Consider the following 21179-nt stretch of genomic DNA (forward strand, 5'->3'; position numbering starts at 1 on the left):
AATAGTGTGATAGAAAATATCGCACTATTCATTTGATTAGCGCTTTTCAACGTTATGAACTTTCACCGTTCAGAATACTCTGGACCTTATCTGCAAGAATCTTAGCTAGCGCTAAATTCGCTTCTTCATCAAGGTGAATACCTTCTCCCTTAGCGGCTTCTATAAAGTTAGCTGTGTCTAAAAAGTCCACTTGGTAAAACTCGGCAACAACTTGATAGTGCTTGGCTAGTTCCAATGAGACTTGTTTCTGTCCATCAAAAATAGTGTCCATAAAATGTTCTGTCCTACCGATATGTGGAGGGGAAAGGAGCAGAACTTTAGGAGCTTTACCGCTCGGGCCTGTGCCACTAGAGAGCGTTTTTCTTACTAGACTAGCAACACCTTGAGATATTTCGTTTGCAGAGCTACCAAATCGAGCCTTTAGATCGTTTGTCCCCAACATAATAATCACAAGATCTAATGGGAGGTTAGATTCAAGGTAGATAGGCAGCACTTTTGCACCATTTTGTGCTTCGTCGTTAATGTATGGGTCATCATGAACGGTAGTGCGACCATTTAAGCCTGCCTCAATAACGCGATAAGAATGCCCTAGAGCATTTTGCATGGCACCCGGCCAACGTATATCAAAGGCGTGTCGTTGAGAGTTGCTCGGGTTGTAGCCCCAGGTCAATGAATCCCCAAAACACAAAATAGATTTCATATATTGCTCCAACAAGTTGTCAAATAAGTCTGACTATCAAGCTAACCCCAAAATTAGAACTGCTGACGCCACTATGTGTTTTTTTGCATAAAAGTAACGAAAAGGCAAATTAACACATGGTTGTATTTTCTGTATGAATTGAATTCCATCGTTTGATTGTTAAGTGGAATTGCTTGTTACACATAAATTACATTACACAAGCATGGGAATCACATCTTTATAGGTTGCTAACGCAAATTGATTGAATACAAATTAGCCTCATAGTACCACTATCTACGTTGTGGAAATGTTGGATGACAATACGAGCCACATCAATCAGGGAATTTTTCTATAGGATGAGACTATGAGCGTAAACACAGATAAATCGCAAGACTTAAACGATGAGCATGAACACTTCTACGAGTTGTGGGACAGCACTTTCATGCTAGATAACGATTCAACGGAACTACCGCTTAACTTAGACGAAAGCCATGACTAAACACGATGTAGGCTTAACAGATAAGTGACTCCCAGAAATACGAGGAGTCACTTGTTTTTAAGATCTCTATACTTCTATTGGGAGCTCCTGCTTTTGCCCCCATTCAGTCCATGAACCGTCATAAACAGATAAATTTTCATACCCCAAAGTTTCGGCAGCCAAAGCCAAGATACATGCTGTGACGCCAGAGCCACAGGAGAAAATGTATTGCTCTTTATCATTGGGAACGACTTCGTCAAAGATTTCTTTTAGTTGTTGAGCAGGCTTTAGCTTGTGCTTACTCATGAGGTCAACGAAAGGTAAGCATACTGCATTTGGAATATGTCCGCTGCGAATGCCTTGTCGTGGCTCCGGTGTTTTTCCTAGGAAACGAGCCTTTGAGCGAGCATCGATGGTTAGGCTATCTTCTTGTTCAATCTGCGCGAGTACGTCTTGCGCAGAAAGGAAGTTGCTAGGGCTTAAATGGCCGTTAAAATCACCAGTGGAGGTGACTTCACGGTAACTTTGAGTTACTTGGTACCCCTTACGTTTCCATTCAGTTAGACCGCCATCCAACACATAAACCTGCTTGTGTCCCATGGCTTTAAACATCCACCAAGCTCTAGGCGATGCAAATGTGCCACTGTTGTCGTAAACCACAATGATGGAGTCGTTATTAATACCGAGTTGTCGCGCTAACTCGTTGAAGCGATCTTCACTTGGAATCATATGTGGCAACGCGCTATCGGGATCGCAAAACTCTTTGTCGTAGTCGAAGCGGATAGCATTGGGTATGAAGTTAGCTTTGTCTTTTTCTGTTTCTGCAGGGATTTGAAAGTCGATACTAGCGTCGAGTATCACAAGCTTTTGCTCGGATATGTTTTCGTTTAGCCATTGAGCATTAATTAGAGGCCCCATACTTTATTCCTTTTGAATCTATTATTATTAAATGAAATAAAGGCCAGTGATGGCTGGCCTTTGATTGGGTTTATTATTTTTTGTCGCCACATACTGGGCATGTTGGCTGTCTAGCGAGTTTCATCTCTCGCCAAGACATGTTGAGTGCATCGAGGAGTAAAAGCTTACCTTCGACTGGCTGACCGTAATTCGCAATAAGCTTGATTGTTTCCATTGCTTGCATGCTGCCAATGATACCAACTAAAGGAGCCATGACGCCGGCCTCGACACAAGTCAGTGCCTGCTGCCCAAATAGAGCGCTCAAGCACTGATAACAAGGCTGGTTTTCGTCTTGATAGGTATAGACACTTACTTGTCCTTCCATGCGTATTGCAGCACCTGATACAAGAGGGGTCTTGCTTTGAAAACACAGCTTATTAAGCTGATTTCTGGTTTCAACATTATCGGTAGCGTCGATCACAACATTATGCTTGAGCAACAGTTGCGCCAATTCATCGTCAGTTAGCCTATTAGCGATAGTCGCAACCGCAATATGTGGATTCAGGTTTGTTAAAGAATCTGCGGCGGAGTCGACTTTATTCCGATTGATGTCGCTATCTGTATGTAGAACTTGTCTCTGCAAATTGGAATGCTCAACCACATCGTCATCGATAAGCGTGAGGTTTCCGACACCAGCGACGGCAAGATATTGGCTTGCAGCACATCCTAGACCACCTGCGCCCACAATCAACACAGAACTATTTTTGAGGGCTTCTTGGCCTTCAAAATCAAAATGTTTTAACGTAATTTGCCTGTTGTAACGTAGGATCTCTTGATCAGTTAACTCTTTCAAGTGTTGCTCCTAGTTAATAAAGGCTGCTACTAAACATCTGTACTTGCACCGTTTCGCCGGCTTCCACGCGTCCGCGATTTTGCTCTAATACGACAAAACAATTGGCTAAACTCATCGAACGAAAAGCACCTGAGCTCTGGTTGCCTGTGGTTTCTACGTAAAATTGACCATCTTCGATAGTGTATATGCCGCGTTGATAGTCAGTACGTCCAGGTGATTTTTTAAATCCATTTTTCGTGATAGCTGGTATAAACGGTTGTGGTTTCCATTCAGTGTGTCCACCTAGTTTGGCAAGTAGTGGCTGCACAAGTACATATAGGGTGATGAATGCAGACACAGGGTTGCCAGGCAATCCACAGAACCAAGCATTATCTAATTGCCCAAATGCAAAAGGTTTACCGGGCTTAATGGCTAACTTCCAAAATCCGATTTGGCCGATTTCGTCAAGAATATCTTTCGTGTAATCAGCTTCACCCACACTTACACCGCCAGAAGTGACCACGACATCGGCTTCAGATTGTGCTCTTTCAAAAGTGGCTTTCAGCGTTTCTGGATTATCTGGAATAATGCCTAAATCAATGGCTTCACAGCCAAACTTTTCGATAAGCGGCTTTATGCCATATCTGTTGCTATCGTAAATTTGACCTTCTTCAAGTGGTTGACCTAGTGGTTTAAGCTCATCGCCGGTAGAGAAAAAAGCAACTTTAGGTTTGCGTAACACTTTGATGTGGCTGATACCTAAGGAAGCGATCATTGGTAAGTCGCGAGAAGTTAATCTTGCTCCTTTGGCCAGTGCAACATCGCCTTTTTGTATGTCGTCACCAACAGGTCGAATATTGTTATTGTGTTTTACCTTTTGGTTGGTAAATCGAATACCACTATCTGTTGTTTCTGTTTGCTCTTGCATGATAACAGCGTCGCAGCCCGCTGGGATTTTGGCACCTGTCATAATTCGAATGCAAGTATCTGCAGGCCAATTGCCTTCAAAAGGTTGTCCGGCAAAGGACTTACCAGCTAAAGGAAGTGTGTCTGATTTTTCTAGATCAGCAATTCGAATGGCGTATCCATCCATCGCTGAGTTATCAAATGGCGGAACGTTAATAGGGGAAAGTAGGTCTTCTGCTAGTACGAAACCAATAGCGTCTTGCAGTTTTAACTCGACAGATTGTTGGATGGGTTTAATTCCGGAAAGCATGTGTTGAAGCGCATCTTCAATCGGCATCAAATTAGGAGCGTCGCAGCAGCTCATTATGAAGTCCTATTGTTGTTAACTAATTGGTTAGACTCTATCACAGTTCCCATTCAATAGTGGCATACAAACATTGACCCTGAGCAAAATAAGGGTGTAATAAATTTAAAATACGAGTATCCTTATCGCCCTCTAAGACGACCAGTAATTGAACAGGGGAATACATGTCGGTCCTGAGTGAGTCAGCAACATTAGTAAAACAAGCTTTAGAACGCAGTGGATTAGAAACTCCAATGGTTGAGAATGCCTATCTACCAGAAGAGAAGAAAGAAAAGATCCAAGGTCATATGCGTGAAGTGCTATCGCTACTAGGGCTAGACTTGAATGATGATAGCCTGCAAGACACACCTAATCGTGTGGCAAAAATGTTTGTTGATGAAATATTCTCAGGTTTGGATTATCAAAACTTCCCCAAGATCACGGTGATTGAGAACAAAATGAATGTGAACGAGATGGTGCGTGTAAAAGACATTACCGTGACCAGCACTTGTGAACATCATTTGGTCACAATCGATGGAAAAGCAGCCGTCGCTTATATCCCTCGTGGCAAGATTATTGGCCTATCAAAGATTAACCGCATTGTGCGCTTTTTTGCGCAAAGACCTCAAGTTCAAGAGCGCATGACCCAACAGATTTTAGTTGCGCTGCAAACATTACTTGAGTCGGATGATGTTGCTGTGAGTATCGATGCCACTCATTACTGCGTAAAATCGCGTGGAGTAATGGACGCGACCAGTGTGACAACGACAACAGCGCTCGGCGGTATTTTTAAAAGCAATCCGGCAACACGTCACGAGTTTTTGCACGGGATACGTTAAGACCTTTAGGTTTGTTAATATCCTAAACACTGAAAGCCAGCATATATCAATGCTGGCTTTTACTTATGTGTATTACTTACTGGTTTTGCAACCTATTGCTGCTGTAGTAGGCATAGAAGCTCAAAACAATCGCTGAAGCGCTGATCACCGTCATCAAAGTACCGGCTGGTGGTGCTAGGTTCGCTAAGTCAACAAACATGAAGTAGCCTAAGTCCGCCAGACCACCGACCAATGCTGTCACAAATATCGCTGTGGCGTTTCGTTTCCAGATATACACGCTGCCAACCATAGTCACAACACCAAACCAGCCAAGATTCCATGAGTGCTGTTTTAATGTTGCCGTCACGACTGGTGCATATTCGCGTATCAAATCTGCCATGAGTGGGTCTGATGAGACAAAGCTTAACGATAGTGCATGATTGCCAAGTGATAGCAAATAGATCATAGCGACACCAATCGCGAAGTGAAATACTCCCCAAATCATCCAAAGTACTGATGATGCTTTCAATAGTGCTGATGTTTTCATTGTTATCTACCTATAGTTTATTCCACTTCAATTGGTGTGGCTTACTGAACTTGATAAACACTATAAAACGTTGAATGAAAATTAAATAACGACTATTTTTTATTAAGATGATAACTAAAATCTTTCATGTTGAGAGCATTGGTGACAAATGAACAACTTAGGGCATTGATTGCAGTAGCGGAGCAGGGCAGCTTTCGCAAAGCAGCTAAGACAATTTATAAGACCCAAGCCGCTATAAGTGCGTCGATCAAGTCTTTGGAAAATGAGTTCGATATTGTTTTATTCGACCGCAACCAATATCGGCCAACACTGACTGACGTTGGACAGGCGTTTTACCGTAGAGCGAAGTTGACGATGGAGCACTTTGTTCAATTGCAGACGATGGGACGCGAGCTAGCTAATAATGTAGAACCAACTTTTGGCATAGTTATTGGGGCTAGTTGCCCACTTCCTTTATTACTCAAACAACTGAAAGTCATCATAGATCAATTTCCGTTTACTCGTTTTCATATTACGACGGAAGTGCTAAATGGCGTGGTTGAAAAAATTAATGATGGCAATGTTGATTTAGGCTTTGGACCTGAGTTTGGTTTGGATGCCACTCATGAAAAAGTGCTGATTGGTAGCATTACGTTTATCAATGTTGCGGCGCCAAACTACTTCAAAGGTGGCAACCAGCGTAAGATTCTTCTTGAAGAGTCACGCGAGTATTCACAGATCGTTTTGCGTGATAGTGCAACAAATAGCGATAAAGCGGCAATGTATGTCTCTCCATATGGAGAAACGTGGAGTGTTGGCGATATGGCAACAAAAAAAGAGCTGACTGTCGCAGGGCTTGGGTGGGGCAGGCTGCCAGAGCACCTCATTCAGCAAGAGTTAAAAAACGGTTTGTTAGAGCCTATCTCTGTAGAAAACATCCCAGTCGAAAGTACAGGTGATATGTATATGTTTCGTAAGAGAGAGGGTAGCAGAGGGCCAGTCGCGGAGCGTTTTTGGAAGGAGATAACTCAAGCTTACAGCACTTGAGTTACCCTCCAATAAGTAGTCGTCAATTAACTGTCAAACAAGTGACGATACTCGCCATAGCCTTCTTTCTCCAAATCTTCTTTTGGAATGAATCGCATTGAAGCTGAGTTAATACAATACCTTAGGCCAGTTGGAGCGGGGCCGTCTTTAAATACGTGACCAAGGTGAGAGTCGCCAAAGCGACTGCGAACTTCCGTTCTTGTATAGAGTAATTTGAAGTCACTTTTTGTGGTCACGTAAGCGGGGTTAATTGGTTTGGTAAAGCTGGGCCAACCAGTGCCAGATTTAAATTTATCGAGTGACGAAAACAAAGGCTCCCCAGTCACTATGTCCACGTATATACCCTCTGCTTTGTTGTCCCAATACTCATTTTGAAAAGCTCTCTCAGTGCCATCTTCTTGGGTGACATAATATTGAATCTTAGTCAGTTTATTCTTAATTACACTTTCAGAAGGCTTTTCATAAGTTTTGGCGTTAGTGACCAACTGTTTTTCATCAATCAGTTGGCGAAGTGTTATGGGATTGTCTTTTCTATCTGACCCGAAAATGTCGTCTAGGTACTGATCTCTGCCTGAAGCATAACGGTAGTAGCTGTAACGAATCTTACTTTTCTTGTAATAGTCTTGGTGATAGTTTTCTGCCGGCCAAAACTTACTAAATTCAATGAGCTCTGTTTTCAAAGGTTTTTTGTAAACACCCAGTTGATCGATTTCTTCAATAAATTCTTGTGCAATTTGCTTTTGCTGGGCGTCGCGATAAAACACCGCTGGGCGGTATTGTGGGCCACGGTCAACGAAAGAGCCTTTGTCGTCAGTTGGGTCTATATGGCGGAAAAACTGATCGAGAATTTGTTCGTAACTGACAACGTCAGGATCGTAATACACGTTAACGGTTTCGATATAGTTAGTTTTACCAGATGCGACTTGCTTGTAGGTAGGGTTGTCTTTTGTACCACCAGAATAACCGGATACCACCTCTACTACACCAGGCTGCTTTTCGAGATCAGACTCAGTGCACCAAAAACAACCCCCAGCGAGGGTTGCAACTTGATAGCCTTGTTTTTGGGCTTGCTGCTCATCGATAAACGCATAGCTTAAAAAAGAATAGCTAATCAGCGAGCTGAACAAGAAGATAGATCTAACAACATTTCGTTTACGCATAGGAACCTCAAATACATCTTATGTATTGAGATAAGAAAGGGTAGCTGCGATATAAATTTCAAACAGTATAAAATTGTCTGTTTTGAAGCCACTACCTGAGTAAGCACCGATATTAGTGGTTAGCCTAGGTAGTGACTGACACTTATTCTATGAGTTGACTTTTACACCTGCACTAATGCTCACAGCTAATAAGTTATTTAATGCAAGGACCTCGCTTGCATAAAATCCCATTTGAGCTTTTAATAGAATTTCTGATGCAGTTACAGAGCTACTCCAGTTGCTTATATCAATCGCATACTTTAAAGTTTTTCCCTGGGCGTCTAAAGCTCCGGCAATAAACTTATATCGCTCTACATCAGATGCTTTATCAAATTTATTCTCAGCAAAATTAACAGTCTTAATGACTTGTTCCATGTTATGCCTACTTAATTCCAAAATCTTCAATACTTTTTTAAGCTTATTGAAGTGCTTCTCAAAAGTATACTCATCCTTACCTTTTGTCAGTAAGTGAATAAAGCTAGGGATTTTAAATGTGGTGTATAATACGTTGAAAATAACACTTGTGGCTATATCCAGAGGCTCACCACCTTTGCCTGCAGTTTTTGCAACCATTTTGCCAAACTTAATAATAACGTAGAATCCTTCTACTACTTCCATAAACTTTGAAAGCTCACTCATTGGAGGTTGGAACCTTATTAATGCGTCATCTTGAGGGTTTTCCTTTTCAAATGCTTTTATCTTTTGGTTTATATACCAAAACCCTCCGCGTACTTGTCCAATAAATACTCCATAAAAATCGAAGACAATACCAAATATATCCCAGTCATCAATGCCACTGGATTTAGGGCTCTGAAGATAATTATTCTTTATTGACGGTAAGTGAGTAATGCTTTTGCCTTCAACAATATACATATAGCTCCATGAAAATACACCAAGTAGTATACTGTTTAATTGTTTTAGACTGATGCTAGTAGAAAGGTCGACTCCAAACAGTTTCATGAACTTCGTAAAGAATGGAATTTGAATTGTGATGAGGCCTTGTGTCCAAGTTTCTTCAAATATGTCGAAAACAAGGGACAAAGTAGACTCAACCAGCTCAAAACTCCAATCGATGGTCCCTTTGAACTCTTTATTCGCTTTGTCCAATATTTCGTATACTTTATCGTTTAGTAAGGCTGGGTTTTGGGCTGTTTCGATAGCAGCGTCTAGAAGCCAAGCGGCAAAATTTTCTACGGAGTTTGGGTCGAGTACGTCTGTCGTTGAATTTACTATTTTATCTATTATTGAGTCGAGATTGATATCCATTTCACGAAATAGGATAGGGCTGATCGTATCCCATACTTCACCAAGCGCTGCAGTTACGGCTTCTGATAACCACTCGATAGCAGGCATAATAACATCTTTTACGATAGGAGAATTCAATATGGCGTTAAGTCCATCTTGTATTATCGACATAACTTGAGAATAAGTATTTAATACAGAGGTCCCAACACCTTGCTGAGTTTCTTGGTATTCAGGGAAGTTAACAGAGTTAATTGCTGAGTGGACGTTGTTTTTAAAGTCCCCTATATAATTTAGTGTAGACTGTTTCTGCTCAGCGACGATGGAAAACATTTCATCATGAAGTCTCTCCGCACTTTTTATTGTGCTAATAATATCTTTTATGTGAACCAACATCATGATGAGGAGTACAATAGCTCGAATCAAGCACATGACTACTCGAACAATCAATTCAGTTACCGTCATAATTATATCGGCAAATTGCTCGCAAGTGGATACGACAACAGATACGGCTTTATCTATTTGCTGCCCTAAAAGCTCGAGAAAATCTTGAGAGAGAACAACATTTACAGTCCCTTTAGCCTTATTGATAGCAACTTCAAAGCCATTCTTGATAGTTTCTCCCGCTCCAACAACCCAGTTAGCAACAGCATGTGCAGCATCTGTAACCCAATCAACGAACGAGTCAAAGAAACCGTTGAAGCTTGCATTTACTGTCGAATCTCCTTGACTACGAACTAGTCGTCCATGGACAAAACTCATTGTTAAAGCTCCGTTCGAGCTTACTTGATTTTGATATTGGTTTGATGCTACATGCAACGTAAACAGTGGGTCACTGCCTCGAGGGTTAGTTGAATAGCCACTCCGCAAGTCTTGCTCTTCATCATGTGCCGTATTTAGTACGCCCATGGCTTCACCAGCGTCACTATATAGGTCGCTAAGCAGATCATAAGCATCATCGTCACTATCGATTTCATCGGTAATCTCGACCCCTGTCTGTTGTGCTTTTTCTTTTAGGGCGCTTGAATTGTTATAATTCGAGTCGGTCATTCTCTTATTGGCTTCTTTTGCCAAGTTAATGTTAAACCAACGCGAGGTGACACCTTCACCTGAAGTGTCTTGCAGTAAAGCTGAGTCTAGTCCTGGCAAGAGAGTGCTAATATCAATAACCCTTGCCATTAATCGGCAAGCAATTGATTCTGCTTTCACTATGACAGATATTGATCCACTGGTATCTTTTAATGGAACCATCGCGCCTTTCGTACGGTCAATGTTATAGCTCTTCTTATTGTTTACGATAATAGTCGTAGGTTCTGGGCTACGTAATTCTATAAATTGGTTCTCGTTTCCTTGTGTATTGTATCCATAGCTATTTTGGGGGGTAATTGTTGTTCTGTAACACTCTTGGTAGACGGTATCTGACTCTTCAGCCTCTCTAGCCGAGATACTTTGTGTTACGGGCTCTTTCGTCCAAGTTTTTTCAACCTGCTTCTTGTATGTTATGTAACTTCGGTCTACCTGCTTACCAGCTCGGTTATCTGTTTCTATCGCAAGCATGTCACAGCGTTGGTTGAATCTAGGTGGACAGTAAATGCAGTTGGCTTTATTGCCGATGAAAAATCCACTGTATTGTTGATAACCGTCGACTAATAGCGTATTGGCGAAAGCAGGACAACTGTCGAAAAAAAACTTCGAGGATTCAATAGATTCAGGAGGGGTTAAAAAATTATCTACCCGGGCAGGTGTGTATGGAGTATTCGGATCTTGCTCTGTAGCCTGGCGGTACATGAGTATATTGTTATTCGCATCTTTTGAGAAAAATGTAAAGCCTCCGAACTTACTAAAGCCTCCAGTTAGCATTATAGGGTCACCTAGAAATGAGGCGCCAGAAGTTACAAAAGGACGGAATCCGATGAGTCTACCTCGGTCATCGTCATGTGCTAGCAGCATGATAAATGATTTGCTTTTTCCCTGTGGAGTTGTTTGAGATACAAGAGCAATTTTTATAGTTGCTTGTGTAGTATTCCCATTTATATCGGTGACTTTACAGTTGTGCAGTGCATATATGTCACGAAACCCATAGTCGTTTTCCCAGCTCATGTATTTCCTATTGCTACTTGAGTCGACAATTGGATCCTCACATGTTGCATCAGTACGTCGCCTATTTTGAATAAGAAACGTTGTATTATTTGAGGCAACGTTGCGAGTGTCGGTAATATGTTCTGGAGAATATCTTATGGAGGTATATGCAGGGAGGCCTCGAACATTTATATTGAATGTCTCTTGCATATTCCTAGAGTCATCACTTTGAGTAATATGTATGATGTTTGAAGTGTTGTTATTAGGATTTCCTACAGAGACGCCATCCTTTACTTTGGTGACAATGTCATAGCAGGCCACCTCTTTCCAACCCTCTATGCTAAATATAATATTTCGTTTAAATGTATTGCTACCGCCGGTCGATATATTTGCAATTACATAACTTTTCATTGTTACATCTGTATAGGTATCAATGTGATATACTGGATCGACAGCGGGGAGCAGAGAGCTAAGCCTTTTTACCTCCCAAGGAGAAATATGTGATTGAGGGCTTTGTAACTCTGTTGAAGCTTCCATCCATCGAATGCATAGAAATGAATCATTGAGCGAACGACTAAATATTAAGAACGCTTGAACTCCGCGCATATTGCCTGTGGTGGGATCGAGGGTGTTATGCATAGGGTGATGCAAAGGGAAAAGTTTGGCGTCACCTGCAAGCCCAGTAAACTCGCTTGAAGGAATACGACTAGAGACATAGTTGCCACCCACATTGTTTTTGTCGTCTAGTTCTCTATTTCTTTCTAGTACTTCAATCCCCCAGTTGCCTTCATGGTCTTGAGAGAGTTGGGCCATCTCAATGCTTCCGTAGTTTGCTCCCGTATCTATAAAGCTTGATTCCGTTGGATTACTGTCCTCTACCATTGATTGAATTTTTAGCTGGCCATAGTTGAAGCTTTCTAACGCAACATGTTGACCTTGCTTGCTTTGGTTAGATTCATAAACTTTATCTTGAACTACTTGCGTATAAAGCTCTGTTCCCCAAGTAAGCTGATACGCGTTAGTTTCTTCTGCCATTTCAGCACTTGTTATGCCGAATTGTGTAGGATCACTGGCGTAATCGGAGTTTAATTTTCCCCAAGCACTAGGCATTAGGCCACTGCTGATAAGAGCTCCTAGTCCGGCAAATTTGGCACTACCACTAATGAATTGTCTTCTCGAGAGAAGTTCATCGAAGCATTGCATCTCTTTTGATTGAAGTTCCTCGCTTTTTAAAACCTTTCGAACGATCTTTGAAATTTGGGTTCTCAATGAAATAGCATTGGATGGGGTGTTTGTAGTCATTTTCTTTCCTTGAACAATAAACAGTATCAATATGCCAGAAATACTAAGGACTCTATATGCTAAGTAAATACGTAGTAAGTACTTGATTAGTATATAGTGAGATGGGGGCAGGGTCGTGGTGAAAAATAGAACCAGAAGTATTTAAATCGTATTTGTGATTGTTTTATTTGAACGATAACTGCTGTGTTGAGATTGACTATTTCTCAGCCACCACCTTCTTCAGTATCGATATTAGCAGCTAATCAAGGTAGTGGATTTTCAAGTGGCACAACGAATTTAGTCACCTGATTACAGCTTTATGTGGAAGAAGATATCAATGGGTTCATACACAATAGCATTGCGTAACAACTACGAGACTTGCTTTAACTATGACGCGAGTAAAAATTTTTTCGAGTAGGAATAATATTGGCTGTTACATTCAACTAATCAATTGCTTAGGTAGATTTGATGTATAAAAAAGCCCACTTGCTTTAGCTCAAGTGGGCTTATGCTTTTACCATTCTTCACTCTCTAAAAATGGCTTACCTTCTAAAGAGTAAATGTCATTGTCAAAAGGGTGGTCCACTCTATCTCTTAAATATTCGAGCTGGTGCTCCAGCATGTCGACGGTATCATAGTCCCCTTCTGAACAAGCAACATAGATCTCTTGCTCCAAGGCTTTAATGCTATCTCGAATATTCATAGCAAGCCCCCATGTCTATGCAGACTAGAATCGGAAAAGTTTTACCTATTCTCAAAACGATTATAGTCTAAAAGCCCAAATTCGATAGGCTGAGATTGGCGATACCAATGGTGTACTTTGTCGCTAAAAGACCAGAAATCGGGAGAAGTTCGACGAATTGCAAATTTATCCAATAACTTAACATAGTCGTCATTGCTGCGGATGGTTTGCAATCTTTCAACTAATTCTGGGATATCTTTTTCTTTCACATATAGGTAAGCCGCTGGGTAACTGCCGAGCGTACCTTTCACTAGCGTTAAACTGTCGTGTTTTGGATCTCGGTTGCGAGCTTCGTCAAACAAGCTGGATACGTTCAAATGCGCGTTATTGTGTAGCATGGTAAAGACAGATTCTTCTCCTGAATCACCACTGATCATGATCATAATAATTTGCGGAACGTAAATAAGCCCTTTACCAACGATCTTATTGATTTTGCGCAGCTGGTGCTCGCTTTTTTTGTCTAGACCGGTGTTTACTATGTTGTAGCGCGTTGTCAGAATTGGAGACAGCTTTTTACGCAACATTCCGTATAGCTCTTTTTTTGGAGTATCGGTTTTATATTTGATTTCCGTTGGTTGGTTAAACGGCTTAACATTACGTTGTAAAAAGGTGCTTAGCTGTGGGCTTTGGTTTTTATACCAACTAGACATTTCTTTGTGGCGCATATCCTGTGGTAAGAACTGGATGAAATTACTTTCGCCTTCCATGCGTAAAAAGTCCATAAACATACGCGTGATTAGTTGGTGTCCGAAGTTTCCGTAGACATCAAATCCTGCAACGAGTAAGTAGTGGATACGTTCGATAAGTTCATAATCTAGAACCCAAGCTGTCTTTGTTGGGTTGCCAATCATGCCCCGGACAACGGAAGCGCTGTCGACATGGCGAAAGATAGTCAAAGCAGCATTCGGGTTGTGTCCATCACCATCCCATATTAGGTCGAGATCTAAATGGGTACCGTCTTTAAACATCTTGTTGAGAAATACTGATTTAGCTTCAAGAAAGCGAGCTTGCTGGCGAGAAAACTGAACCCAGTTAACGATGGGAAGGGCATTGCTTTGTAATTCACTTGGGAGTTTCAGGTTTTTGGCTTGTTCTCGATAGAAATCATTGACTTCTGGAATGTCGACTTTCTCGGGATCAAAGAAGAACACAAAAAAGCGATCGTTGATGACATTCAGTGCAAGCTGCCCACGACAAACTGGGCCTTTGATAAAGGCCAAAATCGTATTCTGAGCATTGTCTATCATAAAACGGTAACGTGAGTTTACCGGCAACTCGGTGAAAGCAGTCATTGGGTTTGCAGCAACATCAGGCTCATAACTTGGCAATTGAGTGACGGTGTAACTAGCATTGATAAACCAATCTTTCCATTTGTTTAACCGCTCTTCATGTAATGCAAATGGCATGTGAGTCTTATCTACAATGGTTTCTGGATCTGGAATAATGCGGTAGTAAACCCGTTTTACACCTGGATCGCCGTATGGGCGCCGAGTCGGGATCCGGACGACTGGCTCACCGGGAGGTGTTTTGGAGCGCACTAGATTGAAAAACCTAGGCCTCTCAGCACCAATCTCAGGGAAATATAAGTGAGAAAGGAACAGGTGCTCGAAAATGTATCTCGCCATCAGCTGAGATTTGAGATCGCTTTTATTTAAAAAAGCTTCATATTTATCGACATATTGTTGTTCGGAGTCTGTAAGTGGAGGCGGTGCCGCCATTATTGCGCCATCTTTTAGCCAAAGTTTTAGCGTTTTATATTGCTTCTTATCTAAGTTCGGCATTCCAAAAGGCATGCCCCATTCAGGGAAGCGCTTTTCGTAATAATCGTATTCTTCAATGGTCGGGCACACTTGTTCTCGATAGATCGAAAAATCAAACCCGTTAAGTTGATCTACTTGTGGAAGAGGGTGCTTTTCTTTCTGGTCGAGCAACCTTGCCATGAGACCTGCTTGCCAGTTGGCTTCTGGGGTTTGAGCCCGTTCATTTAAGACTGGGTTGAAGCCTTTTTCTCGCCACTGTTGTGTGGTTTGTGCATCTTCAAATAGCCGCGTAGGATTTGTAGCAACGAGTCGTGTCCCATCGTAGACCAGTTGAGTGGTTGCCCCTCTATCAGTTCCTGCTTCTGAGGAGAGCTTCAATTGGCATGGCGCGTCGTAGCAGGCATGGCAGACGACGCAGCGTTTATCGATGATGGGTTTTACTTCCTGAATGTAGAAGTCGGCTTGAGTTGTACCACGCTGAGCGATACGATCTCTTACTTCTTGCTTGCCATATAGCTCATCGTAGTTGTACGAAGCGTATGTAGCACAGCCTGCAATGATGGTAAATCCAATGGTTAGAATAAGCGTCCGTACATTCATAATACTTATTAATATGCAATATTCAGGTAAGTTAGGTTTAAAGTATTATGACCAATATAGTACGGACTTTGCTTTTTAGCGTATCGAATTTGTTAGGCTGGTCAACATTGTGTCGTGGCTGCTTTGGCTAAAAACTTCTGCATTTCTTCCTCCGGCACTAGGCCTCCACCTGTTGCCCAAACAATATGCGTCGCATTGTTGAGCTGGTGTGATGTTAACTGATGAGTATTGATGAAGTCGTTATGGCTAGGGATAACGACAGGTCCTAGCATACCCGCTAAAGCTGAGGGTTCTAAATTTATATCCTCTGAGTGTGAAAGCAGCGACATCAGCTGATAAAGTCTGTCATCTTCAATGGTGTAGTAACCATCAACTAAACGTTGCATTGCCTTGCCAACGAAAGCAGAAGGACGGCCAACGGCTAGGCCATCGGCTTCTGTGCGGTTATCTAGCCCAATATCTTGTACTGATATTTGATCATGCAAGTCTGTCATCACTCCAACAAGCATACAGGGCGAACGTGTTGGTTCGGCGAAGATGCAGTGGACATTGTCGCCAAACGCAAGTTTCAGCCCAAATGAGATACCGCCCGGCGCGCCGCCAACCCCGCAAGGTAGATAAACAATCAATGGGTGTGCTTCATCCACAGTAATTCCAAGCTCATCGATTTGCTTCTTTATCCTCTCGCCAGCCACTGAGTAGCCTAAAAAGAGGTTAGTCGAGTTTTCATCATCTACAAAGTAGCTGGTGTCTGATCTTGCTGCTTGATCCCGTGCATGTTGCACGGCAACACTATAGTCTTGCTCGTGTTCTACGATATTGACGCCAAGCTTGCGAAGCTTTTGTTTTTTCCACTCTCGCGCGTCTGACGACATATGCACAGTGACATTAAAGCCGAGCTTTGCACCAATGAGCCCAATTGACATGCCAAGGTTTCCTGTAGAGCCGACCACGATTTCAAATTGGCTAAAGAATTCTTGAAATGGACTATCAAGAAGCTTCTTGTAGCTGTCTTGGAAAGTGAGTAACCCATGCTTAAGAGCGAGTTTTTCAGCGAGCACTAGGACTTCATATATCCCGCCTCTTGCTTTGACTGAGCCTGAAATAGGTAAATGACTGTCCTTTTTTAGCAGTAGGTGACCAGAAATAGTGACACTGTATCTTTTCTCAAGCGCTTCTTTCATGTTATCGATGTATGCCAACTCAGATTCAATTAGGCCACCTTTTAACTCAGTTTCAGGAAAAGCTTGCTTAAATAAAGGAGAAAAGCGTTCGAGTCGGGCGGTTGCGTCTAGAACATCAGATTTGCCTAAACCGACATAATTTAGCCCAACTTCGGCTTTGGTAATGTTAGGGTTGAACCATGCCACTTCTTGTTGATCTTTCAGTTGCTGAAGCAAAGGGTACCTAGCGTAGAGCTTTTCAATTTCGACGGGTTGCATTTGATAACTTCCTTTATTTTAGTTTTCTTCAATTTGCCTGACGTAACATACCGAGTAGGGAATTTTCAGTTGATTAAAATGCCGAATCCATCTTTCTTGGTTGGGTTGAAGCTTATCTCCAGGCCCTTTGACCTCAACCCACCAGAAGCAATCAGGTTTGAAAGCGATAAGATCCGGCATTCCTGTCTTCATATTTTTTATGTCGGTAAGCACTATTTTAAATAATGCAGTGAGCTGTTCGAGAGGAAAAGTACGCACTGTTTGTTCTAATACAGTGCGCGTAAATAGCGACCAATTAACAAAAGGATTCTCAATACCAAATTTCTTGTCGTAGATATCACCAAGATTTTCTAACCGATTCTGGTCTAAATCCGCGAATATATTGTCAATTAGTTCTTTGCGACGTGATACAAACTGAGCGTGATAGAGGTCTTTGGGCAAGCGCTGATACTGATTAATGAAAGCACCTTCTACAGGGGCAAAAATGGCCTCCCAGAAAACTAGTCCGAATAAACCATTCAGCAAAAAGTTTTCAGTAAAATAGACCTGCCAACCTTGTTGCTCAAGATGTTCTTGAACGGCTAGCTCTACTCTTTGCTCACGAAAATCCAACGTCAATTCAAACTGATTAATTTTAGTTTTCTCGTTTCGAGCAACACTAATCCCCTCACGTTTCTGACATTTGCGTTCTAACCGATAGGCCACTTCTAACTCATTGACGTCTATAGGGCTAACTATCATTTGCCGCACAATGGGTATTTGCAGTTCGAACTGGCCTTGCTTTTCATAGATTCGAACGAGTCGCTCTCGGCTTGGTGGAATATGAGTCTTACTAAACCAACTTATTGCTTCCGGTAACTTGTCTTGCCGCTCTAAATCTCGTGCAAGAGTGTTAATTAACTTCTCTCTTTTCCTATCGACATAGTCGTGATTGCACGCTGGTGGGATTTGAGCCAGAAGGCAGCTCGTTAATAAAACTTGTTCTTGTTTAGTGACCGATTCATAGTGCTCTTTAAGCTTATAAATTTTGAGAAGATTGGTTACCTCTTGCCGAGCTCTAAAGAAGCGAGTGTTTTTGCTTAGGTGATAATTTTCAAACGTAAGTAGCCCCAAGTCTTGTAACACAAATTCACTTAAATCTTGGTAGGCATTGGCAAAGAATAGTACTTGTAGAGTATCGAGGATTTCCCCTTGTGCTAATTGAACAACTTGGAAGCCGAGCTGTTCAAACTCCTCGAATCGCATGTCGGTGAGCTCGATAATTAGCTCTGGCTTTCGTTTTTGGCTGGCACTAGCACCGAACTCAAATAGTCTGAGGATCTCTGATTTTGTTAATAAATTCTTAGCAATATCTTGGCAGCTTATAGGCGGGTTTAAATGAATAAAACTAAACTCACAAAGTAACTGCATTGCTTCGCCCAAATTGGGTATTTCTGCGTATTGAAGTTTATCTGAGCGAAACCAGTCTCCTTTACGTGTGAGCAGCCTGACTAACAAGCACTGAGCTTGTTCATCAAGGGTATCAAATCTAAACAACCACTTTCGTTCAGTCTCACTTAAAAGGTCTGAATAGAGAGTATTAGCGTGCTCACAAAGCCGCTTAAAATTGGTGAGATAGTACCTTTCAGGCAAGGTGACTGGTTGCGCCATAGTTGAGCCTTAAAACAGTAGCAAGAGACCAGAATAACCAGACAAGAAACGGACGCAAGAAGATAACTAAAATTTTGATGAACTCAGCCGATATACTTCTGTACTCAATTGTCGTGTGATAGCTCGCAAAAATACTGACTTAAATATCAATTGAAATGAGAGGGATAGTAGAGTTTAACTAATATATTTTAACTATTAATTCTATTATTAATAATTGATTACTATATTGAATAAGAGTCAATCTAAAGGAGCTAAGGGATGAAACTCTCGATATCAGGGAAATTGCAGATGAGCTTTCTTGTTCTCGTTTTGCTATTCATCGTATCTGCATTTTTTACATATCGAAGTGTTAATGTAGTCGAAGAACATGCCAGTTCCTTAATCGATACAGATTTGCCTACCGTCGATGCGAGCCGTTCCTTACAACAATCTATTCAAGAAACGGTGTCCTCAGTTCGAGCCTATATGTTGTTAGGAGACGAAAAGCAATTTGCTGCCCTTGAAGAAATTATTGCCCGAACCGATGAACTAGTTCCAAAGTTCGAGTCTCTTATTCCTCAACAAGAGTTCGATACCATTACTCAGCAATGGCAGCAGGTAAAAACATCCGTGATGGAAATCGCTAAGTTAAGCCACAGTGACGAAAACTTGCCTGCTCACAATCTGTTTATTAACGAAGCGGCACCTATTGCTGAAGTTGCCCTTGATCAGCTGCAAAGTTTGATTAACGACGAGTCGTCTAACAAAGAAGGTGGCGATCGAAAACGCTTGTTTAAGCTGTATGCAGATAGTTATAACTCACTGGCCAATGCTTTGGCTTCAATGCGTGACTTTTTGATTTACGGAAAAGATGAACACATTGATAAATATAACGACTTTATGAAAGCTCACGACAAATCAGTAGCCGAAATTGATAGTAAGGCTGCGCTGCTTTCAAGTACTGGTGAAAGTTTGTGGTCGTTATTTAAAGATATGCAGCAATTATATATCCCTCTTGCCAACCAAGTCACTGAGCTGCGAAATTCTAGTGGGTGGAACGTCGCTAACGAAAAGATGGCGAATGAACTGATACCACAAGCTCTAGCTTTGGAAGATAGCCTAGAAAAATTGGTAGAAGAGCAGCAAGCAAAAGCTGACACGAGTGGAAAGGGGATTTATCAGTCGGTCAGCCAATTGCTTACGTCACTCATCTTTACCAGTATTTTATCGGTGGTTGCTGCGTTAGCGATTTCAACCTATATGGGTCGAAACATAGGTCGCCGCGTTAGGAACATCTCCAAACGAGCTCAGATTATTGCTGCTGGGGACATCTCTCAAAACGCTCTAACTGTTGAAGGTAATGATGAGCTAGCAAGCTTAACTGATGCCATTAACCGAATGAACCAATCACTAGCTGGCATAGTTCAAGGTGTCACCACCAAGGCTCACGAAGTCGATGCGAGCATGAGTAATTTGCTCAGTGCAAACGAACAAACTCTTCAACAAGTGTCTAAGCAGCGCAGTAATATTGAACAGATAGGCCAAGAGCTTCATGACGTTGCAACTTCCGCAGAAACTACTTCAGAGCATGCTCAGAGATCCGTAGATTCGTTAAATGAATCTAACAAACAAATTAACCAAGGGTCAAAAGCACTAGAACTTAATAAGAGCACGGTAGAACGCCTTCATGCCACGATAGAAGAAGCGAGCCAAAAGGTAGCTCACCTTAGTAAAGAAACCGATGCGATTGGACGTGTCACTGAGGTTATTGAAGGGTTAGCAGAACAAACTAACCTATTGGCACTAAATGCGGCCATTGAGGCGGCGCGTGCTGGAGAATATGGCCGAGGCTTTGCCGTGGTTGCCGATGAAGTGCGCTTGCTTGCGACGAGAACAACAGAATCGACCTCTGAAATCAACGCTATCGTTAATGCTATACAATCTTCAACATCGTTAGTAGTAGAACAAATTGAAGCCAGCAAAGTTTTGGCAGTGGAAGGCTCGGAGCATACTGAGCAAGCCGTCTCTACTCTACACACCACGACCGATCAAATTGATGCACTCAATGCTCAGATGGACGAGCTGGCTTCCGCAGCCGAACAGCAGTCTAGCACGATACGAGCAATCAACAGCTTGATGGATGGCGTGAACCAATCGGTTAATGATGTGTCTGGTATCAGTCAATCTTCCAACGAGACGACAGTACAAATTCGCGATCAGGTCACGGACCTAAATCGTGAGATGGATCAGTTTAAAACCTCGTAGAAAGAATTGCCTTGTTCAAAATAAGATCAAGTTGATTTAAAACTAATCATTCAAACCAAATTTGAAGGAAAAGGGTTTTCTTTTCATAAGGATGTGGCATAGTAATCCCATCAGGACGAGATGCGTGCATCGTATAATGGCTATTACCTCAGCCTTCCAAGCTGATGATGCGGGTTCGATTCCCGCTGCACGCTCCAGTTTCTCTCTTGATAATTACATTTCTATGCGTGCATCGTATAATGGCTATTACCTCAGCCTTCCAAGCTGATGATGCGGGTTCGATTCCCGCTGCACGCTCCATATAGCTTGATTCTAGCTATATTCTATCCCTGAAAATAAATAATTTTTTTGTTACACGAACCTATTAATATTTCGTTCGTCGGTAATATCTGATCGCGCACTCCATATGTATGA

Annotated in this window: 15 protein-coding genes and 2 tRNA genes; 6 read left to right on the plus strand and 11 right to left on the minus strand. The window is 41.9% G+C overall.

Annotation, left to right across the window (positions count from 1 at the left end; all coding sequences use genetic code 11):
- Positions 1-52: 52 nt before the first annotated feature.
- The gene (locus tag L7A31_RS02545; RefSeq protein ID WP_237359929.1) at positions 53-700 is read right to left on the minus strand and encodes an SGNH/GDSL hydrolase family protein; all 648 of its coding nucleotides are present in this window, start codon (positions 698-700) and stop codon (positions 53-55) included.
- Positions 701-1043: 343 nt separating this feature from the next.
- Between L7A31_RS02545 and L7A31_RS22140 the strand changes: the two genes are divergently transcribed.
- Positions 1044-1178, plus strand: coding sequence for a hypothetical protein (locus L7A31_RS22140; RefSeq protein WP_290368735.1), 135 nt, complete (start codon positions 1044-1046; stop codon positions 1176-1178).
- A gap of 66 nt (positions 1179-1244) precedes the next feature.
- Here the strand turns inward: L7A31_RS22140 and L7A31_RS02550 are convergent, their stop codons facing one another.
- The 3 genes from L7A31_RS02550 to moeA form a co-directional block, all read right to left on the minus strand.
- Positions 1245-2075 (minus strand): sulfurtransferase, encoded by an 831-nt coding sequence (locus tag L7A31_RS02550; RefSeq protein ID WP_237359930.1) that lies wholly within the window; start codon positions 2073-2075, stop codon positions 1245-1247.
- A gap of 73 nt (positions 2076-2148) precedes the next feature.
- A complete protein-coding gene (gene moeB, locus L7A31_RS02555) occupies positions 2149-2907 on the minus strand; it encodes a molybdopterin-synthase adenylyltransferase MoeB (RefSeq protein WP_237359931.1) in 759 nt (252 codons plus the stop codon).
- Between the two features lie 13 nt (positions 2908-2920).
- Entirely contained in the window at positions 2921-4156 is a 1236-nt protein-coding gene (gene moeA / locus L7A31_RS02560) for a molybdopterin molybdotransferase MoeA (RefSeq protein WP_237359932.1), read from the minus strand.
- Positions 4157-4320: 164 nt separating this feature from the next.
- On the opposite strand from moeA, the gene folE reads away from it, so the two are divergent.
- Complete coding sequence (gene folE / locus L7A31_RS02565; RefSeq protein WP_237359933.1) at positions 4321-4974, plus strand: GTP cyclohydrolase I FolE; 654 nt, start codon at positions 4321-4323, stop codon at positions 4972-4974.
- A gap of 76 nt (positions 4975-5050) precedes the next feature.
- Here the strand turns inward: folE and L7A31_RS02570 are convergent, their stop codons facing one another.
- Positions 5051-5500 (minus strand): hypothetical protein, encoded by a 450-nt coding sequence (locus L7A31_RS02570; protein ID WP_237359934.1) that lies wholly within the window; start codon positions 5498-5500, stop codon positions 5051-5053.
- A 141-nt stretch (positions 5501-5641) separates the two neighbouring features.
- Between L7A31_RS02570 and L7A31_RS02575 the strand changes: the two genes are divergently transcribed.
- Complete coding sequence (locus tag L7A31_RS02575) at positions 5642-6526, plus strand: LysR family transcriptional regulator (RefSeq protein ID WP_237359936.1); 885 nt, start codon at positions 5642-5644, stop codon at positions 6524-6526.
- Between the two features lie 26 nt (positions 6527-6552).
- On the opposite strand, the gene msrB is transcribed toward L7A31_RS02575, so the two are convergent.
- From msrB to L7A31_RS02605, 6 genes are all read right to left on the minus strand, one after another.
- Positions 6553-7686, minus strand: coding sequence for a peptide-methionine (R)-S-oxide reductase MsrB (msrB, locus tag L7A31_RS02580; protein WP_237359937.1), 1134 nt, complete (start codon positions 7684-7686; stop codon positions 6553-6555).
- Positions 7687-7833: 147 nt separating this feature from the next.
- Positions 7834-12348 carry a phage tail family protein gene (locus tag L7A31_RS02585; RefSeq protein WP_237359938.1) on the minus strand — a complete coding sequence of 1505 codons (4515 nt, stop codon included), beginning with the start codon at positions 12346-12348 and terminating at the stop codon, positions 7834-7836.
- Between the two features lie 493 nt (positions 12349-12841).
- A complete protein-coding gene (locus tag L7A31_RS02590; protein ID WP_237359939.1) occupies positions 12842-13030 on the minus strand; it encodes a hypothetical protein in 189 nt (62 codons plus the stop codon).
- A gap of 41 nt (positions 13031-13071) precedes the next feature.
- Entirely contained in the window at positions 13072-15429 is a 2358-nt protein-coding gene (locus L7A31_RS02595) for a fatty acid cis/trans isomerase (RefSeq protein ID WP_237359940.1), read from the minus strand.
- Positions 15430-15530: 101 nt separating this feature from the next.
- On the minus strand, positions 15531-16871 hold the full coding sequence (gene dsdA, locus L7A31_RS02600; RefSeq protein WP_237359941.1) for a D-serine ammonia-lyase: 1341 nt from the start codon (positions 16869-16871) through the stop codon (positions 15531-15533).
- 18 nt (positions 16872-16889) lie between these two features.
- The gene (locus L7A31_RS02605) at positions 16890-18521 is read right to left on the minus strand and encodes a VRR-NUC domain-containing protein (RefSeq protein ID WP_237359943.1); all 1632 of its coding nucleotides are present in this window, start codon (positions 18519-18521) and stop codon (positions 16890-16892) included.
- A 258-nt stretch (positions 18522-18779) separates the two neighbouring features.
- Between L7A31_RS02605 and L7A31_RS02610 the strand changes: the two genes are divergently transcribed.
- The 3 genes from L7A31_RS02610 (at position 18780) to L7A31_RS02620 (ending at position 21065) form a co-directional block, all read left to right on the plus strand.
- Positions 18780-20765: a HAMP domain-containing methyl-accepting chemotaxis protein gene (locus L7A31_RS02610; RefSeq protein ID WP_237359948.1), complete on the plus strand. Its 1986-nt coding sequence runs from the start codon at positions 18780-18782 to the stop codon at positions 20763-20765.
- Positions 20766-20887: 122 nt separating this feature from the next.
- Positions 20888-20962, plus strand: a tRNA-Gly gene (locus tag L7A31_RS02615).
- Positions 20963-20990: 28 nt separating this feature from the next.
- Positions 20991-21065, plus strand: a tRNA-Gly gene (locus tag L7A31_RS02620).
- The last annotated feature ends 114 nt before the right edge of the window (positions 21066-21179 follow it).

It is taken from the genome of Vibrio marisflavi CECT 7928 (assembly GCF_921294215.1).
GTDB lineage: Bacteria > Pseudomonadota > Gammaproteobacteria > Enterobacterales > Vibrionaceae > Vibrio > Vibrio marisflavi.

What these genes read in the sequence shown, in the direction of transcription:
- msrB (WP_237359937.1), bottom strand. Translation starts at nt 7,686, where the DNA reads ATGCGTAAACGAAATGTTGTTAGATCTATCTTCTTGTTCAGCTCGCTG.
- L7A31_RS02570 (WP_237359934.1), bottom strand. Translation starts at nt 5,500, where the DNA reads ATGAAAACATCAGCACTATTGAAAGCATCATCAGTACTTTGGATGATT.
- L7A31_RS02550 (WP_237359930.1), bottom strand. Translation starts at nt 2,075, where the DNA reads ATGGGGCCTCTAATTAATGCTCAATGGCTAAACGAAAACATATCCGAG.
- dsdA (WP_237359941.1), bottom strand. Translation starts at nt 16,871, where the DNA reads ATGCAACCCGTCGAAATTGAAAAGCTCTACGCTAGGTACCCTTTGCTT.
- L7A31_RS02585 (WP_237359938.1), bottom strand. Translation starts at nt 12,348, where the DNA reads ATGACTACAAACACCCCATCCAATGCTATTTCATTGAGAACCCAAATT.
- moeA (WP_237359932.1), bottom strand. Translation starts at nt 4,156, where the DNA reads ATGAGCTGCTGCGACGCTCCTAATTTGATGCCGATTGAAGATGCGCTT.
- L7A31_RS22140 (WP_290368735.1), top strand. Translation starts at nt 1,044, where the DNA reads ATGAGCGTAAACACAGATAAATCGCAAGACTTAAACGATGAGCATGAA.
- L7A31_RS02545 (WP_237359929.1), bottom strand. Translation starts at nt 700, where the DNA reads ATGAAATCTATTTTGTGTTTTGGGGATTCATTGACCTGGGGCTACAAC.
- L7A31_RS02590 (WP_237359939.1), bottom strand. Translation starts at nt 13,030, where the DNA reads ATGAATATTCGAGATAGCATTAAAGCCTTGGAGCAAGAGATCTATGTT.
- L7A31_RS02610 (WP_237359948.1), top strand. Translation starts at nt 18,780, where the DNA reads ATGAAACTCTCGATATCAGGGAAATTGCAGATGAGCTTTCTTGTTCTC.
- folE (WP_237359933.1), top strand. Translation starts at nt 4,321, where the DNA reads ATGTCGGTCCTGAGTGAGTCAGCAACATTAGTAAAACAAGCTTTAGAA.
- L7A31_RS02605 (WP_237359943.1), bottom strand. Translation starts at nt 18,521, where the DNA reads ATGGCGCAACCAGTCACCTTGCCTGAAAGGTACTATCTCACCAATTTT.
- L7A31_RS02595 (WP_237359940.1), bottom strand. Translation starts at nt 15,429, where the DNA reads ATGAATGTACGGACGCTTATTCTAACCATTGGATTTACCATCATTGCA.